Origin of the sequence: Streptomyces liliiviolaceus, assembly GCF_018070025.1 — a bacterium.
Taxonomy (GTDB): Bacteria; Actinomycetota; Actinomycetes; order Streptomycetales; family Streptomycetaceae; genus Streptomyces; species Streptomyces liliiviolaceus.
In genome coordinates, this window is sequence record NZ_JAGPYQ010000001.1 from 2,820,957 (window position 1) to 2,836,786 (window position 15,830).

15 protein-coding genes are annotated in these 15,830 nt (G+C 71.1%); 11 read left to right on the forward strand and 4 right to left on the reverse strand.

The features are described 5' to 3' along the window. The first annotated feature begins 18 nt into the window (after positions 1-18). Genes J8N05_RS12390 through J8N05_RS12400 form a run of 3 tightly spaced genes read left to right on the forward strand, consistent with a single transcriptional unit; the run spans position 19 to position 2,515 of the window. Positions 19-294: an acyl carrier protein gene (locus J8N05_RS12390; protein ID WP_210882572.1), complete on the forward strand. Its 276-nt coding sequence runs from the start codon at positions 19-21 to the stop codon at positions 292-294. Continuing rightward, the gene (locus tag J8N05_RS12395) at positions 294-1,493 is read left to right on the forward strand and encodes a ketoacyl-ACP synthase III family protein (RefSeq protein ID WP_210882575.1); all 1,200 of its coding nucleotides are present in this window, start codon (positions 294-296) and stop codon (positions 1,491-1,493) included. Before J8N05_RS12390 ends, J8N05_RS12395 begins: the two co-directional genes overlap by 1 nt. Further along, entirely contained in the window at positions 1,490-2,515 is a 1,026-nt protein-coding gene (locus J8N05_RS12400; RefSeq protein WP_210882577.1) for an acyltransferase domain-containing protein, read from the forward strand. Before J8N05_RS12395 ends, J8N05_RS12400 begins: the two co-directional genes overlap by 4 nt. A 258-nt stretch (positions 2,516-2,773) precedes the next feature. On the opposite strand, the gene J8N05_RS12405 is transcribed toward J8N05_RS12400, so the two are convergent. Further along, a complete protein-coding gene (locus J8N05_RS12405; protein WP_210882578.1) occupies positions 2,774-3,634 on the reverse strand; it encodes a class I SAM-dependent methyltransferase in 861 nt (286 codons plus the stop codon). Between the two features lie 260 nt (positions 3,635-3,894). Between J8N05_RS12405 and J8N05_RS12410 the strand changes: the two genes are divergently transcribed. The 4 genes from J8N05_RS12410 (at position 3,895) to J8N05_RS12425 (ending at position 7,533) form a co-directional block, all read left to right on the forward strand. Next, the gene (locus J8N05_RS12410) at positions 3,895-4,329 is read left to right on the forward strand and encodes an ester cyclase (protein ID WP_210882580.1); all 435 of its coding nucleotides are present in this window, start codon (positions 3,895-3,897) and stop codon (positions 4,327-4,329) included. A gap of 46 nt (positions 4,330-4,375) precedes the next feature. Continuing rightward, positions 4,376-5,218 carry an AfsR/SARP family transcriptional regulator gene (locus J8N05_RS12415; protein WP_210882581.1) on the forward strand — a complete coding sequence of 281 codons (843 nt, stop codon included), beginning with the start codon at positions 4,376-4,378 and terminating at the stop codon, positions 5,216-5,218. 102 nt (positions 5,219-5,320) lie between these two features. Next, complete coding sequence (locus J8N05_RS12420; protein WP_210882582.1) at positions 5,321-5,851, forward strand: nitroreductase family deazaflavin-dependent oxidoreductase; 531 nt, start codon at positions 5,321-5,323, stop codon at positions 5,849-5,851. A 53-nt stretch (positions 5,852-5,904) separates the two neighbouring features. Next, the gene (locus tag J8N05_RS12425) at positions 5,905-7,533 is read left to right on the forward strand and encodes an FAD-binding oxidoreductase (protein ID WP_210882583.1); all 1,629 of its coding nucleotides are present in this window, start codon (positions 5,905-5,907) and stop codon (positions 7,531-7,533) included. Positions 7,534-7,633: 100 nt separating this feature from the next. Here the strand turns inward: J8N05_RS12425 and J8N05_RS12430 are convergent, their stop codons facing one another. Next, positions 7,634-8,347: a class I SAM-dependent DNA methyltransferase gene (locus J8N05_RS12430; RefSeq protein ID WP_210882584.1), complete on the reverse strand. Its 714-nt coding sequence runs from the start codon at positions 8,345-8,347 to the stop codon at positions 7,634-7,636. Positions 8,348-8,361: 14 nt separating this feature from the next. Beyond that, complete coding sequence (locus J8N05_RS12435) at positions 8,362-9,249, reverse strand: NAD(P)H-binding protein (protein ID WP_210882585.1); 888 nt, start codon at positions 9,247-9,249, stop codon at positions 8,362-8,364. Between the two features lie 273 nt (positions 9,250-9,522). On the opposite strand from J8N05_RS12435, the gene J8N05_RS12440 reads away from it, so the two are divergent. From J8N05_RS12440 to J8N05_RS12455, 4 genes are all read left to right on the forward strand, one after another. Further along, positions 9,523-9,954, forward strand: coding sequence for an ester cyclase (locus J8N05_RS12440; protein ID WP_210882586.1), 432 nt, complete (start codon positions 9,523-9,525; stop codon positions 9,952-9,954). Positions 9,955-10,229: 275 nt separating this feature from the next. Continuing rightward, positions 10,230-10,844, forward strand: coding sequence for a PadR family transcriptional regulator (locus tag J8N05_RS12445; protein WP_210882588.1), 615 nt, complete (start codon positions 10,230-10,232; stop codon positions 10,842-10,844). A 162-nt stretch (positions 10,845-11,006) separates the two neighbouring features. After that, positions 11,007-11,987, forward strand: a complete 981-nt coding sequence (locus J8N05_RS12450; RefSeq protein ID WP_210882590.1) for an ATP-binding cassette domain-containing protein — start codon at positions 11,007-11,009, stop codon at positions 11,985-11,987. After that, on the forward strand, positions 11,984-12,838 hold the full coding sequence (locus J8N05_RS12455; RefSeq protein ID WP_210882592.1) for an ABC transporter permease: 855 nt from the start codon (positions 11,984-11,986) through the stop codon (positions 12,836-12,838). The genes J8N05_RS12450 and J8N05_RS12455 overlap by 4 nt, the downstream gene beginning before the upstream one ends. A gap of 313 nt (positions 12,839-13,151) precedes the next feature. Here J8N05_RS12455 and pepN read toward each other — a convergent pair whose 3' ends face one another. Beyond that, a complete protein-coding gene (gene pepN, locus J8N05_RS12460) occupies positions 13,152-15,764 on the reverse strand; it encodes an aminopeptidase N (RefSeq protein WP_210882594.1) in 2,613 nt (870 codons plus the stop codon). Positions 15,765-15,830: the final 66 nt, after the last annotated feature.

A 15,830-nucleotide genomic window follows, 5' to 3' on the forward strand; every position in this document is an offset into this window, starting at 1 on the left:
ACCCCACTTGGAGACGTCATGTCCGCTTTCACCACCGAGGACCTGTTCCGGATCATGCGCGAGTGCGCGGGCGAGGAGGAGGCCGTCGACCTGTCCAGCGCCGCCGCGGAGCAGGAGTTCGCCCTGCTCGGCTACGACTCCCTGGCCCTCATGGAGGCCATCAGCAGGGTCGAGCGCGGCTACGGCATCACGCTGCCCGAGGAGACCCTCGGCGAGGCGCTGACCCCCGCGGCGTTCGTCACCGCCGTGAACGCCGCGCTCGCCGACCGCATGCCCGCGGCGGGGGCCGCCTGATGACCGAGGCGGGCGCCGGCGCCGGGGGAGCTCCCGCCGTGGAGAGCCCGGCGCCGGACATCCGGATCGCGGGGTGCGCGGTCTGGCTGCCGCCCCGCACCCCGGTCGCGGACGCCGTCGCGGCCGGACTGTGCGACGAGGCCCTGGCCACGACCACCGGCATGCTGTCGGTGGCCGTGGCGCGGGACGAGCCGGCCCCCGAGATGGCGGCCCGCGCGGCCCGGACCGCCCTTGAGCGGTCCGGCCTCGGGCACGCGGGCGTCGACTCCGCGTCCGGCACCGGCTCCGACGGCGTGTCCGGCTCCGATGGCGTGTCGGGCTCCGGCGACGTGTCGCTGATCCTGCACGCCAGCTTCTTCTACCAGGGGCACGACCTGTGGGCGCCCGCCTCGTACGTCCAGCGCACGGCCGTCGGCAACCAGTGCCCCGCGATCGAGGTCGGCCAGGTCTCCAACGGGGGCATGGCCGGGCTCGGGCTCGCGGTCGACCATCTGCGGGCCGGCCCGGCGGCCGGGGAGCCGGACCGGAGGGTCCTGCTGACGACCGGCGACGCCTTCCGCCCGCCCGGCTTCGACCGCTGGCGCAGCGACTCCGGCACCTTCTACGGGGACGGGGGCACCGCCCTCGTGCTGTCCTCGTCGGAGGGCTTCGCCCGGATCAGAGGCCTGGCCACCGTCTCCGTGCCGGAGCTGGAGGGGATGCACCGCGGTGACGACCCGTTCGGCCACGCCCCGTTCAGCCATCGGCCGGTGGTCGACCTGGACGCCTGCAAGAAGGACTTCCTGGCCACCCACCGGGTGCCCAGGGTGATCGCGGCGAGCGGGGCCGCGCAGGACGCCGCCGTCGAACGGGCCCTCGCCGCCGCCGGGGTCACGCTCGCCGACGTCGACCGGTTCGTCCTGCCCCACCTGGGCCGCAAGCGGCTGCGGGCGGGACACCTCGCCCGCTTCGGCATCGCGGAGGAACGCACCACCTGGGAGTGGAGCCGGGGCATCGGGCACCTCGGCGCCGGCGACCAGATCGCCGGGTTCGACCACTTGGTCTCCTCCGGGAGCCTCGGCGCGGGGGACCTCGTGGTGTGGATGAGCGTGGGCGCCGGGTTCACGTACTCCTGCGCGGTCGTCGAGATGCTGGAACGGCCTGCCTGGGCGGCCACGACACCCACCCCACACACGAAGCTCGCAGGAGAGGCCGCATGACCGCTGAACATCCCCTGCCCGTGGCCCTGTTGCTGCCGGGCCAGGGCTCCCAGCATCCGCTGATGGCCACGGGCCTGTACGGGTACGAGCCGGTGTTCACCGAGGCGATGGACGAGTTCTTCGACGCGGCGGGCCCCGAGGGCGGTCCGCTGCGCGAGGACTGGCTGGCCGAACGGCCCGCCACGGAGCTGGACCACGTCACCCGCTCGCAGCCGCTGCTCTTCGCGGTGGACCTCGCGCTCGGCCGGCTGGTCCTGAGTTGGGGCGTACGCCCGGCCGCCCTGCTCGGGCACAGCATCGGGGAGCTGGCCTCGGCGGTGCTGGCCGGGGTGTTCAGCACGCGGGACGCGGTGGGTCTTGTGCTCGACCGGGTCGGGCGGCTGGCGAAGGCCCCGCCCGGCGGGATGCTCGCGGTCGCCGCGTCCACGGCGGAGGTGGAGCCGTATCTGAGCGGGGACGTGGTCGTGGGCGCGGTCAACGCCCCGCGCCAGACCATCCTGGCCGGTCCCGACGGACCGCTGGACGAGGCCGGCCGTGCGCTGGGGGAGGCAGGGTTCGTCTGCCGCCGGGTCCCCTCCCTCAGCGCCTTCCACAGCCCCGTGCTCGAACCCGCCTGCCGGGGCGCGGCCGAACGCTTCGCCGTGGTCCGGAAGAACACGCCGTCCGTGCCGGTCCACTCGGCCTACACGGCCGCCCCGTTGACGCGGGACGACATCGACGACCCGTCCTTCTGGGCACGGCAGCCGGTTGCGCCGGTGCTCTTCTGGCCCGCGCTGGAGGGGCTGCTCGCGACGGGCGACCATCTGCTGGTGGAGGTGGGCCCCGGGCAGGGCCTGTCCCAGGTGGCCCGCCGCCATCCCGCCGTCCGGCGGGGCACGAGCACGGTGGTGTCCCTGCTGCCGGCCCGACCGGGTCCACCGGAGGCGGACCGGGCCGCGATCGAGGCCGCGGTGGCGCGCATCGAGGGGGCGGGCCACGCCGTCACGACGGCGGCCCACCCGCACCCCGCGCCGACCGCCTGACGGCACGTACGGCGGCGCGGCGCCGCACCCCCGTGTGCAGTCGCACCCCGCATACAGCCGTACACCGCTGACGCCCCGCCCCCGTTCATCGCACGGGGGCGGGGCGTCGGCTTCGTCACCTGCGGGCCGGTGGGGGCTGGTCGCGCAGTTCCCCGCGCCCCTGGGGGGGGGCGGGTGTGGGCTTGGTCTTCTGCGGGTCGGTGGGGGCTGGTCGCGCAGTTCCCCGCGCCCCTGAGGGGCGCGGGCGCGAGGGCGTGATCAGGTGCGGGCGGTCGCCGTGACGTACCGCACCGGCGTGTCGATCGTGAGCGGTCCGTCCCCGTCCCGCATCGCGTCGAGCGAGGTGATCAGCCGCTCGCGCAACTGCTGCCGCTTGTCGTCCGCGAGGTGGTTCCAGAGCAGGCGCATACCCTGCGTGTGGGACCAGTCCACCCACGCCAGACCCGACTCGGCCACCAGCCGCACGGACTCGTCGACGACCGACACGTCCTGGAAGCCCGCCTTCTCCAGGGTGCGGGCGAGGTCGGCCGGGTCCGCGAGCCAGCTGTTGAAGCGCTGCGACAGCCGCTCGGGCTGCCACTGCGGCGGCAGGTCGAGCAGCAGCTCGCGCGGGATGAGCTCGGTGAACACCGGCGGCAGGAAGGGGAAGGTGTCGTCGCTGAACACCGGACTGGTGAAGGCGAGCCGCCCGCCGGGGGAGAGCAGCGGCGCGTAACGGGCCAGTGCCGAGGGCGCGTCGGGCAGGAAGATGACGCTGTAGCTGCCCAGGACGACGTCGAAGGAGCCCGGCTCGAAGTCGGGGTGCTCCCCGTCCATCACCCGCAGCTCGACCGTGTCGGCGGCGCGCAGCGCGGCCTCCTTCGCGGCCTCCTCGATCATCGCCTCGGCGACGTCGATGCCCACGACACGGCCCGTCGGCCCCACCCGCTCGGCCGCCGGGAAGACACAGGCACCCCGGCCGCAGCCGACGTCGAGGACCCGTGCGCCCTCGCCGGGGGCCGCGCGTTCCACCAGGCGCCGGCCCATCGGAGTGAAGAACTCCACGCCGAGCCGGTCGTAGGACGCCGCGGCGCTGTTGAAGGCCGCCGCCACTTCGGATTTGTACGTGGACGTGTCCACTGAATCTCCCGCTCTCTCGGTGGACACACCACTTTTCCCGGCCGGTCTCGGGCACGGATGGAGAGGCCTTGGAGCGCCACTGGACCGCCGCTGGACAAAAAGCAAAGAAGTCCCTGGGAGGCCGATCCGCTCTTGTTCCGGAGGATCGTGTCTCCTAAGAATTGATTCCGGAACGTACCGCCGCACCGGTTCCGGATCGGCAGCGACCGATTCAGGGCCGAGCGGGGGACCGATTTCATGCCGATTCACGAGGAGAAAACGTGAGCGACCAGATAGCGAGCGTCCGGCGCCTGGTGGAGGCGTACAACACCGGGAAAACGGACGATGTGGCCGACTACATCCATCCGGAATACATGAATCCGGGAACTCTGGAATTCACCTCGATGCGCGGCCCGGAGCTTTTCGCGATCAATGTCGCGTGGGTCAAGAGGACGTTCTCGGAGGACGCGCGTCTGGAGGAGGTGGCCATCGAGGAGAACGGCGACTGGGTGCGCGCCCGGCTGGTGCTCTACGGGCGGCACGTCGGCGAGATGGTCGGCATGGCCCCCACCGGGCGGCTGTTCTCCGGCGAGCAGATCCACCTCCTCCACTTCGTCGACGGCAAGATCCACCACCACCGCGACTGGCCCGACTACCAGGGCACCTACCGCCAGCTCGGTGAGCCGTGGCCGGAGAAGGAGCACCGCCGTCCGTGACGGCGGATTCCTCGAAGGCGACGGATCAGGGGTAGGGGGAAGCGCGATGGAATTCGGTGTGCTGGGACCGCTGTACGTCCGGGTGGACGGGGAGACGACCGCCCCGAGCGCCCCGAAGCTGCGGAACGTACTGGCGATGCTGCTCGTCCACACGGGACAGGTGGTGCCCGTGCCCTCGCTGGTGCGGGATCTGTGGGACGACGATCCACCCGTCAGCGGGCTGACCACGCTGCAGACGTACATCCTGAACCTGCGCAAGATGTTCTCCGCGGTCACCGGGCTGACCACCGACGAGGTGGCCCGCGACATCCTGGTGACCCGCGCGGGCGGATACGTGCTGGCCGCCGAGGCGGGCACGCTCGACCTGCACCGCTACCGCCGTCTGGTGACCTCCGGCCGGGAGGCGCTGGTGCGCGGCGACGACGCGGCCGGGGTACGGGACCTGAACGAGGCGCTGCTGATGTGGCGGGGCCCCGCGCTGGTCGACGTACCGGCCGGGCGGGTGCTGGAGAGCCGGCGCCGGCAGCTGGAGGAGTCCCGGCTCGCCGCCTTCGAGTACCTGGTCGACGTGGAGCTGCGGCTCGGCATGTACCGCGAGGTGCTGGCCGAGCTCGCGGCCCTCACGGTGGAGAACCCGCTGCACGAGGGGCTGCACGGCCAGTACATGTGGGCCCTGCACCTCAGCGGCCGCAGGGCCCAGGCGCTCCAGGTCTTCCATCGGCTGCGGGGCGCGCTGGTCGCGGGCCTCGGTCTGGAGCCGGGGCCCCAGGTGCAGCGGCTGCACCGGGCGGTGCTGAACGCGGACACCGACTTCGAGCCCCGTTTCGCGGTGGGCCGGACCCCGGTCGCGGTGCCGGCCAGCGCGTTCGGCGGGGCGCGCCCCTACTGACGTGCCGGTGCCGTACGGCGTACCGCTACTCAAATTTGATTGCGTCGCCGGGTCCAGCGTGACTAGGGTGCATCTAGGCAAATTTGATTAGCTGGAGGGGTCATGCCGGAGGAGCGCGAGCCGGAGCAGTCGGAGCAGCGGTCGGAACAGCAGTCGGAACAGCCGTCGGGACCGCAGTCGGAACCGGGGTCGGAACAGCCCGAGGAGACACCCGTCGACAGTCCGACGGGCTGGGTCGCGGCGCACATACGCCGCTACGACCGCAGCGGCGGCAAGGAGGGGGCGAAGTGGTACGGGCTCGACACCCTGCTCCTCACCACCCGCGGCCGGAAATCGGGAAAGCTGCGCCGCACCGCGGTGATCTACGGCCGTGACGGCGACAACGTCGTCGTGGTTGGTTCGAACGGAGGAAAGCCCGAGCATCCGCTCTGGTATCTCAATCTCGTCGCCTCGCCCGAGGCCCATGTCCAGATCGGTGAGGAACATCTCGACGTGCGGGCCCGTACGGCGACCGCCGAGGAGAAGCCGGATCTCTGGAAGCTCATGACGGGGCTTTTCCCGCAGTACAAGAGTTACCAGAAGAAGACCACCCGGGAAATTCCCGTGGTGATTCTGGAGCCCGTCGAGCCGTAATCGCCGGCGGTGCACGTCAGACATTGCATGCACGGAAAGGAAAGGTGTCTGTGTTGAATGAATTCACGCGCCGTGGATTCCTCGGCAGCGCGGCGGCGGTCGGCGGGGCCACGGTGGTGGCCACGGCCGTCCCCGGTGCCCAGGCCGCCGAGGCCGCCGTCCCGGAAGCGGCACAGGGCGGCGCGTGCGGCGCCAGGACCGGGCTCGTCCAGGTGGACCGGACGGACCGGCGCTACCAGGACCTGGTCAGCCGGGGATTCAACGGACGGTTCCGCGGCAAGCCCGACGCCGTGTACGTCGTGCACACCGCGGACCAGGTCGTCGACGCCGTGAACCGGGCCCTGGACGCGGGGCAGCGGATCGCCGTGCGCAGCGGCGGCCACTGCTTCGAGGGCTTCGTGGACGACCCCGCCGTGCGGGCCGTCATCGACATGTCCGAGATGCGGCAGGTCTCCTACGACCCCGCCAAGCGGGCGTTCGCCGTGGAACCCGGGGCCACCCTCGGGGAGGCGTACCGCACCCTGTACCTCGACTGGGGCGTGACCATCCCGGCGGGCGTCTGCCCGCAGGTGGGCGTCGGCGGCCATGTGCTCGGCGGCGGGTACGGCCCGCTCTCCCGCCGCGACGGAGTGGTCGCCGACCACCTCCACGCCGTCGAGGTCGTCGTCGTGGACGCCTCCGGCCGGGCCCGCAAGGTCGTGGCCACCAACGCGGCCGGCGACCCCAACCGCGAGCTGTGGTGGGCCCACACCGGGGGCGGCGGCGGCAACTTCGGCATCGTCACCAAGTACTGGTTCCGTACGCCCGGGGCCACCGGCAACGACCCGTCCGGGCTGCTGCCCAAGGCGCCGAAGTCGACCCTGCGGCACATCGTGACCTGGGAGTGGTCCGCCCTCACGGAGAAGGCGTTCACCCGGATCATCGACAACCACGGGGCCTGGCACCAGCGCAACAGCGCCGCCGACACCCCGTACGCCAGTCTGCACAGCGTCTTCTACCTCAACAGCAAGGCGGCCGGGCAGATCCTGCTGGACATCCAGATCGACGGCGGACTGGACGGCGCCGAGGGGCTGCTGAACGACTTCGTGGCCGCGATCAACGAGGGCACGGGGGTGGAGCCCGCCGTCCAGCGGAGCACGGAGCCGTGGCTGCGCGCCACGCTGGCCAACAAGTTCGACACCGGCGGGTTCGACCGGACCAAGTCCAAGGGCGCGTATCTGCGCAAGCCGTGGACCGCCGCCCAGACCGCCACCCTCTACCGGTATCTGAGCGCCGACACCCAGGTGTGGGGCGAGGTCTCGCTCTACTCGTACGGCGCGAAGGTCAACTCCGTTCCGGAGACGGCCACCGCCACCGCCCAGCGCGACTCCATCATCAAGGTGTGGATGTCGGCCACATGGATGGATCCCACACAGGACGACGCCAACCTCGCCTGGATCCGGGAGATCTACCGCGACGTCTTCGCCACCACCGGCGGCGTCCCGGTGCCCGACGACCGGACCGAGGGCACCTTCATCAACTATCCCGACATCGATCTGGCCGACCCGGAGTGGAACACCTCCGGAGTGCCCTGGCACACCCTCTACTACAAGGGGAACTACCCGCGCCTGCAGAAGGTCAAGGCCCGCTGGGACCCCAAGAACGTCTTCCGGCACGCGCTGTCCGTACGGCTGCCCGACTGACGGCGACGGCACGAGAGCACGACGGCAGACGGCAGACGGCACGACGGGAGGGGGGGGGCCGCGGATCGCGGCCCCCCCCTCCCGTCGTCCTGCCCGCCGTTCAGCCGCGGTCCGCGAGGAACAGGCCGCGGCCCGACTGGATCCCCTCCACGTAGGCGACCTCCAACCCGGCCCGGGTGAACGCCTCCTCGTACTCGGCGCGGGTGAACAGCGTCAGCGTGTGGCTCTCCGCGAAGTGCTGCACACCGCTGTCGGGATCGGCCACCACGTAGTGCACCACCATGTGCGAGGTGTGCCCGCGGCGCTCCGTGTGGGAGACACGGGTCAGCGTCCCGGCGCCCACGGTCACGGTGTCCCCGCTCACATGGCGGTCGAGGGCCGTCTCCAGGAACCACCAGGGGTCCACCGCCACGACACCGCCCGGTGTCAGATGCTCGGCGAACGACCGCAGAGTCGCGGTCAGTTCGGCGGTGTCCCGCAGATAGGCGATCGAGCCGAACATGCAGGTGATCGCGTCGTAGGAGCGCCCCAGGGAGAGGTCGCGCATGTCGCCGCCGTGCAGGACGGCGGCGGGCACCGCGGTGCGGGCCATCGACAGCATCGCGTCGGACAGTTCGAGTCCCTCGACCTTGTCGAAGAGCTGGGCGAAGTGCCGCAGATGCGCGCCGGTGCCGCAGGCGACGTCCAGGAGCGAGGCCGCCGCGGGGTTGCGGGCCCGTACGAGCCCCGCGACGGTGGCGGCCTCCACCCGGTAGTCCTTGCCGCGCGACTCGTGCAGCAGCTCGTAGATCTCGGCCATCCCGGCTCCGTACATGGCGACTTCCCTCCTCAGCTGGAACTGCTGGAACTGCTGGAACTGCCGACACCGGTGGCACGGGCCTCGCCGCCGAACCCGCCGGCGTGCTCCGCCGCCCAGCTCGCGAACGTGCGTGCCTGACGGCCCGTGACCCGGCGCACCGCATCGGTCACCGGGCCGGGGGTGACGGCCGACTCGGCGAGGTAGTCGAGCAGCATCTCGACGACCGGCGGCGGCATGACGGCGCTCATCGCCGCCCGCCCGGCCTCCCGGCTCAGCTCCTCGAAGCGGATGTCCCGGCCGGTCGCCTCCGCGATCGCGGCCACCTGCTCGACCTGGGTCAGCGCCTGCGGCCCCGTCACCAGGTACTGGGCGCCCGCGTGGCCGTCCTCCAGCAGCGCGGTCGCCACGACCGCCGCGATGTCCGCCTCGTGGACGATCGCGCGGGCGGCCTTGCCGTAGGGGGCGCGCACGACGTTCTCCGTACGGATCGAGTCGCCCCACTTCCAGAGGGTGTTGCCGGCGAACTCGTCGGGGCGTACGAAGGTCCAGTCAGCCCCGCTGTCCTCGACGGCCCGTTCCACCGCGCGGTGGTGCTGGTGGCTGGGGTTGCTCTCGTCTTCGAGCACCGAGCTGGACGACAGGACGACGATGTGCCGGACCCCCGCCTCGCGGGCGAGCGCCGCCACCTCGTGGGCGGTCTCCGGCACCGGGAAGAGGTACATCCGGTCGATGCCCTCCAGAGCGGCGGGCAGGCTCTGCGGCTTCTCCAGGTCGCCCTCGACGACCTCGACGCCGGCCGGCAGCGCGGCGGTCGCGGGTGTCCGGGTGAGCGCCCGCACATGGTGCCCGGAGGCCGCCAGGCTCCGGGCGACATGGCGGCCCACCTTGCCCGTGGCACCGGTCAACAGGATGTTCAAGGCCCCTCCTCGGCGTACGTACGAAACGGTGCTCCCCGGCACGCCGGACCGGCGCGCTGTCCTGTGCAGGGGAGGCGGTTCCAGGGGCCCAGGCTGTCGCGCCGGGCTAGAGGACTCCGTGAGCCCCGCTGGACTTCGGTGGACCCCGGTGGGCGTCGGACGGCATCCGGCCCCGCTCCAGCGGGACTTGACCGGTCCTGCAGCCGTTCTCAGGCGGGTCGGGGGCAGTCTGGCGTGACATCGTCCGCGAGACTGTGAGGAATCGCCATGTCAATGGCCGAGCGCAAGGCCCTGTGTCTGGAAATGGTCGCCGCCTGGAACCGGTGGGACCTGAGCGGGATCATCAAGCACTGGTCGCCGGACATCGTGCACTACTCCGAGGACACCGAGGTGAGTTCCGCCGACATGATCAAACTCATGGAGGGCGGGCTGCAGGCGTTCCCCGATCTCCAGCTCGAAGTGAAGAGCATCATGGCCGAGGAGGACCGGGTCACGCTGCGCATCACCGTGACCGCCACCCACTCCCACGAGTTCATGGGCGTGCCGCCGACCGGCGAGCGCGTCAGCTGGCACCTGGTGGAGGAACTGCGCTTCGAGGACGCCAAGGTCGTCGAGCACTGGGACGTCATCAACATGCGCCCGCTCCTGGTCAAACTGGGCAAGCTGCCGGACATCCCGAAGGTGGAACTGGAAACGAGCGCCTGACCCGCACGGACGTTCAGCCGTCGGTGCGTCGGTGCGTCGGTGCGTCGGTGCGTCGGTGCGTCGGTGCGTCGGCGCGTCGGCGCGGCGGTCCGGCGGGCGCGGCCCGGGGGCGGCCGGGGGCGCGGACGTGTTCCGCGCCCCCGCGTCCCCGGGCCGCGCGGGCCGCCGGGACGCGCGTCCCGGTCGTCCTCCGTCGCGCCCGGGGCGGCTAACTAAGCTGGCGCCCAGGCGCGCGGCGGACAGGAAAACGCCGCACCAGACGGAACGGGGTGACGATGTCGGCGACGCGGTTGCTGGTCCTCGGGGTGGTACGCGGGTTCGGCAGGACGCACGGTTACCGGGTGCGGGCCGAGTTGCTGTCCTGGGGGATCGACGACTGGGCCAACGTCAAACCCGGTTCGATCTACCACGCGCTGCGGCAGCTCGCGAAGATCGGCCTGCTGGAGGCCAGCGAGATCGCGCACTGGCCGGGGCGGGTGGACTACAGCGTGACCGCCGAGGGGGACGCGGAGTTCTTCCGCCTGCTGGTCGACGCCCTCGAACGGCCCGAGCACCGCGCCGACATGCTCAGCGCCGGCCTCGCCCTGATGCCCGCCCTCTCCCGCGAGCGAGCCGTGGCGGCGCTCTCCACCCGCCTGGCCGTCCTGGAGGCGCAACGGGCCGTGCTGCGCAAGGAGTCCGCCCCGGTCCACGCCGAGGGCCTGCCGGCGCATCTGGGCGAGCTGTGGACGATGCGTACGCGCTACGCCGACCTCGGCGTCGAGTGGACCCAGGACCTGCTGGCGCGGGTCAGGTCCGGCGAGTACGAGATGGCCGGCGAGCACGGCCCCACCTTCGGGACGCCGGGGTCGTGGCGCGCCCTCATCGGCCCCGGGACGGCGGGCCGTTGACGGACGGCCGTCTTCGCACGACCTACTAATCAAACTTGCATAGTGGGTCGTTCGTGCTCTAGCTTGGAGCAGTAATCAAATTTGATTACTGCTCTGCGTGTCGTTCGTTTCCTGCCATGGCGCACAGCCCCTCGTGGCGCATCAGGACCAAGGAGTCACAGATTGAGTTCGCAATCCACACTTGCCATCGAGACGTCGGGACTCGTCAAGACCTTCGGTGAGACCCGGGCCGTCGACGGTGTCGACCTGGCCATCCCGCAGGGTGTCGTCTACGGCGTGCTGGGCCCCAACGGCGCGGGCAAGACGACGACGATCCGGATGCTGTCCACCCTGCTCACCCCCGACGGCGGCACCGCCCGGGTCCTCGGGCACGACGTGGTCAAGGAGGCCGGGGCGGTCCGCAGCCGCGTCAGCCTCACCGGCCAGTTCGCCTCGATCGACGAGGACCTCACCGCCACCGAGAACCTCACCCTGCTCGCCCGGCTGCTCGGTTTCTCCCGGTCCCAGGCCGCCGCCCGGGCCGAGGAACTGCTCGCCGCCTTCGACCTCACGGAAGCCGCCGGACGCCAGTCCAAGACCTTCTCCGGAGGCATGCGGCGCCGCCTCGACATCGCCGCCAGCCTCGTCATCACCCCCGACCTGCTCTTCCTCGACGAGCCCACCACCGGACTCGACCCGCGCAGCCGCAACCAGGTGTGGGACAGCGTGCGGGCCATGGTGGCGCTCGGCACCACGATCCTGCTGACCACGCAGTACCTGGACGAGGCCGACCAGCTCGCCGACCGGATCGCCGTCATCGACCACGGCCGGGTCATCGCCGAGGGCACCACTGGTGAACTCAAGTCGTCCGTCGGCACCGGAGCCCTGCACGTACGGCTCGTCAACGCCGAGACCCGCCCCGAGGCCGCCCAGTTGCTCACCCGGGCCCTCGCCTCGCCGGTCTTCCAGGAGTCCGACCCGTTCGCGCTCTCCGTACGCACCGACGACAACGAGCGGGTCGCGGGCGCCCTCGCCGAACTCGCCCGCTCCGAGATCGCCGTCTCGGACTTCGCGTTCGGCCGGCCCAGCCTCGACGAGGTCTTCCTCGCCCTGACCGGGCGCCCCGCGGAAGACGGCACCAGCGACCAGGAGGACGCGGCATGACCCTCACATCCCAGACGACGGTCACCCCGGGCGTACCGAACGACGCCCTGCGCAAGGCCCTCACCAGTCAGATCCGCCCCTCCCGTCCCAACCCGCTGACCGCCGTACGGGTCTCGGCCTGGCGCACGATGCGGAAGATGAAGCACTACGGCGTGGCCGTGCTGTTCGACGTCACGCTGATGCCGATCGTCTTCCTGCTGACCTTCACCTACCTCTTCGGCGGCGCGTTCGCCGGCTCGACCAAGGAGTACCTCCAGTACTTCCTGCCGGGCGTCCTCGTGCAGACCGTCATCATGCCGACCGTCTACACCGGTACCGCGCTCAACATGGACATCACCCGGGGCATCTACGACCGCTTCCGGACCCTGCCGTTCTGGCAGCCGGCCACGATCGTGGGCAGCCTCCTCGGGGACATCGTCCGCTACGTGCTGGCGCTGACCACCACGATGGGTGTCGGGCTGGCGCTGGGCTTCCGGCCCGACGGCGGAGTGGGCGGCGTGCTGGCCGCGATGCTGCTCCTGCTGCTCTTCGCGGTGAGCGTCAGCTGGATCTTCGCCGCGCTGGGTGTGGTCGCCAAGGCGCCCGAGACGGTGTCGGGGTCCAGCATGCTGGTGATGTTCCCGCTGGTCTTCACGAGCAACATCTTCGTGGAGCCGGAGACGATGCCGGGGTGGATGGAGGCGATCGTCAACGCGAATCCGGTCAGTAACGCGGCCACGGCTGTTCGTGGACTTGTCCACGGGGATGCCAGCGGGGCTGATATCGGGTGGGTGTTGCTGGCCAGCGGGGTCATTACGTTGATCTTCGCGCCGTTGACGATGCATCTGTATCGGGCGAAGAGTCGGCAGTAGTGGTGTGGGGGCGCGGGGTTGTCGGTCGTCTGCGGGTGCGTCGTGGCTGGTCGCGCAGTTCCCCGCGCCCCTTAAAAGCCAAAAGACTGCGCCGTTCCCCGCGCCCCTGGGGGCTGCGCCCCCTGAAAGACGAAAGACTGCGCCGTTCCCCGTGGCCCTGGAAGTGGCCGGGGTCCTGAACGAGTCACGGCAGCCGGGTCGGTTGTCTCCCCCGTCGGCTGGTTCGTGCTGCCGTGGCTCCCCCCCCCTCCGCCCCCACACGAAAGCGGCGCCCCCGAAGGCCTTCGGCCTGGGGGCGCCGCTTTCGTGTGGGCTACTCGCCGGTCGGGGTCGCCGCCGCGGCCGCCGTGTCCGCCGCCTGGGCCTTCAGGGCGCGTTCGACGCCCGAGCGGGACTCCGAGATCAGGCGGCGCAGGGCCGCGCTCGGCTCGGCCGAGGCCAGCCACTCGTCCGTCTTCGCCAGGGTGTCCGCGGAGACCTGGACCGACGGGTAGAGGCCGACCGCGATCTGCTGGGCCATCTCGTGCGAACGCGAGTCCCAGACGCCCTTGACCGCCTCGAAGTACTTGTCCGTGTACGGGGCGAGCAGTTCGCGCTGGCCGAACTGCACGAAGCCGCCGATCACGGCCTCCTGCACGGCGTTCGGCAGCTTGTCGGACTCGACGACCGACGCCCAGGCCTCCGCCTTGGCCTCCGCGGTCGGACGGGCGGCGCGTGCGGTCGCCGCGTGACGCTCACCCGCGGCCGTCTTGTCCCGCTCGTACTCGCTGGTGATCTCGGCCTCGTCGAAACGGCCCACCGCCGCGAGCCGCTGCACGAACGACCAGCGCAGCTCGGTGTCGACCGCCAGGCCCTCGACGGTCTCGCGGCCGTCCAGCAGGCCCTCCAGGAGGTCCAGCTGCTCCGGCGTACGGGCCGTCGACGCGAACGCGCGCGCCCAGGCCAGCTGGTGGTCGCTGCCGCCCGCGGAGGACCGCAGATGGGCCAGCGTGGCATCCGTCCAGCGGGTCAGCAGCGCCTCGCGGGCGTTCGGGTCGGCGTACAGCTCGACCGCCGTCAGCACCTGGCGGTGCAGCGACTGCACGACGCCGATGTCCGACTCCTTGCCGATGCCGGACAGCACGAGCGAGAGGTAGTCGCGGGTCGCCAGTTCGGCGTCGCGGGTCATGTCCCAGGCCGAGGCCCAGCACAGGGCGCGGGGCAGGGAGGCCTCGAAGTCGCCGAGGTGCTCGGTGACGAACGCGAGGGAATGCTCGTCGAGGCGGACCTTCGCGTACGACAGGTCGTCGTCGTTGAGGAGGATCACGGCCGCGCGGGGCTTGCCCACCAGCTGCGGCACGTCGGTCAGTTCGCCGTCCACGTCCAGCTCGACGCGCTCACCGCGCACCAGCTTGCCGCTGCCGCCCTCGGAACCGGCCGGGTCGGCCAGGTCGTACAGGCCGACCGCGATGCGGTGCGGGCGCAGCGTCGGCTCGCCCTTCGCGCCGGCGGGCAGCGCCGGGGCCTCCTGGCGGATCGCGAAGGAGGTGATGACGCCGTTCGCGTCCGTCTCGATCTCCGGGCGCAGGATGTTGATGCCGGCCGTCTGCAGCCATTTCTGCGACCACGTGCCCAGATCGCGCCCGCTGGTCTCCTCCAGCGCGCCGAGCAGGTCGGACAGCTGCGTGTTCCCGTACGCGTGCGCCTTGAAGTAGGCCTGCACGCCCCGGAAGAACTCGTCCTCGCCGACGTACGCGACGAGCTGCTTGAGGACGCTGGCGCCCTTGGCGTACGTGATGCCGTCGAAGTTGACGAGCACGTCGTCGAGGTCGTTGATCTGCGCCATGATCGGGTGCGTGGAGGGCAGCTGGTCCTGCCGGTACGCCCACGTCTTCATGGAGTTCGCGAACGTGGTCCAGGAGTGCGGCCAGCGGGAGTTCGGCGCGTACGCCTGGCAGGCGATCGAGGTGTAGGTGGCGAACGACTCGTTCAGCCACAGGTCGTTCCACCACTCCATCGTCACGAGGTCGCCGAACCACATGTGGGCCAGCTCGTGCAGGATGGTCTCGGCCCGCACCTCGTACGCGGCGTCCGTCACCTTCGACCGGAACACGTACTGGTCGCGGATGGTCACCGCGCCCGCGTTCTCCATCGCGCCCGCGTTGAACTCCGGCACGAACAGCTGGTCGTACTTCTTGAACGGGTACGCGTAGTCGAACTTCTCCTGGAACCACTCGAAGCCCTGCCGCGTGACCTCGAAGATCGCGTCCGAGTCGAGGAACTCCGCGAGCGAGGGCCGGCAGTAGATGCCCAGCGGCACGCTCTGCCCGTCCTTCTCGTACACGCTGTGCACCGAGTGGTACGGGCCGAGGATCAGCGCCGTGACGTACGTCGAGATGCGCGGCGTCGGCTCGAACTCCCAGACGTCGTCCTTCGGTTCCGGCGTCGGCGAGTTGGAGATGACGGTCCAGCCGGAGGGCGCCTTCACGGTGAACTGGAAGGTGGCCTTCAGGTCCGGCTGCTCGAAGCTCGCGAAGACACGGCGGGCGTCCGGCACCTCGAACTGGGTGTAGAGGTAGGCCTGCTGGTCGACCGGGTCGACGAACCGGTGCAGCCCCTCACCGGTGTTCGTGTACGCGCAGTCGGCCACGACCCGCAGGACGTTGCGGCCCTCCAGGATGCCCGGGAGCGCGATCCGCGAGTCCTTGAAGACCTCGGCCGGATCGAGGGAGTCACCGTTGAGGACGACCTCCTGGACGGCCGGGGCCACCAGGTCGATGAAGGACCCGACGCCGGTCTCGGCCGAGTCGAAGCGCACCGTGGTCACGGACCGGTAGGTGCCGCCCTCCACCGCGCCGGAGAGATCCAGATCGATCTCGTACGAGTCAACGGTGAGCAGCTTCGCCCGCTGCTGCGCCTCTTCGCGGGTCAGGTTTGTGCCAGGCACGCGGTCATCTCCTCGTGATGGGTCAGTTGCGTCATCCTTCCACGGCGGCTGCGGGAGTGCGATGTC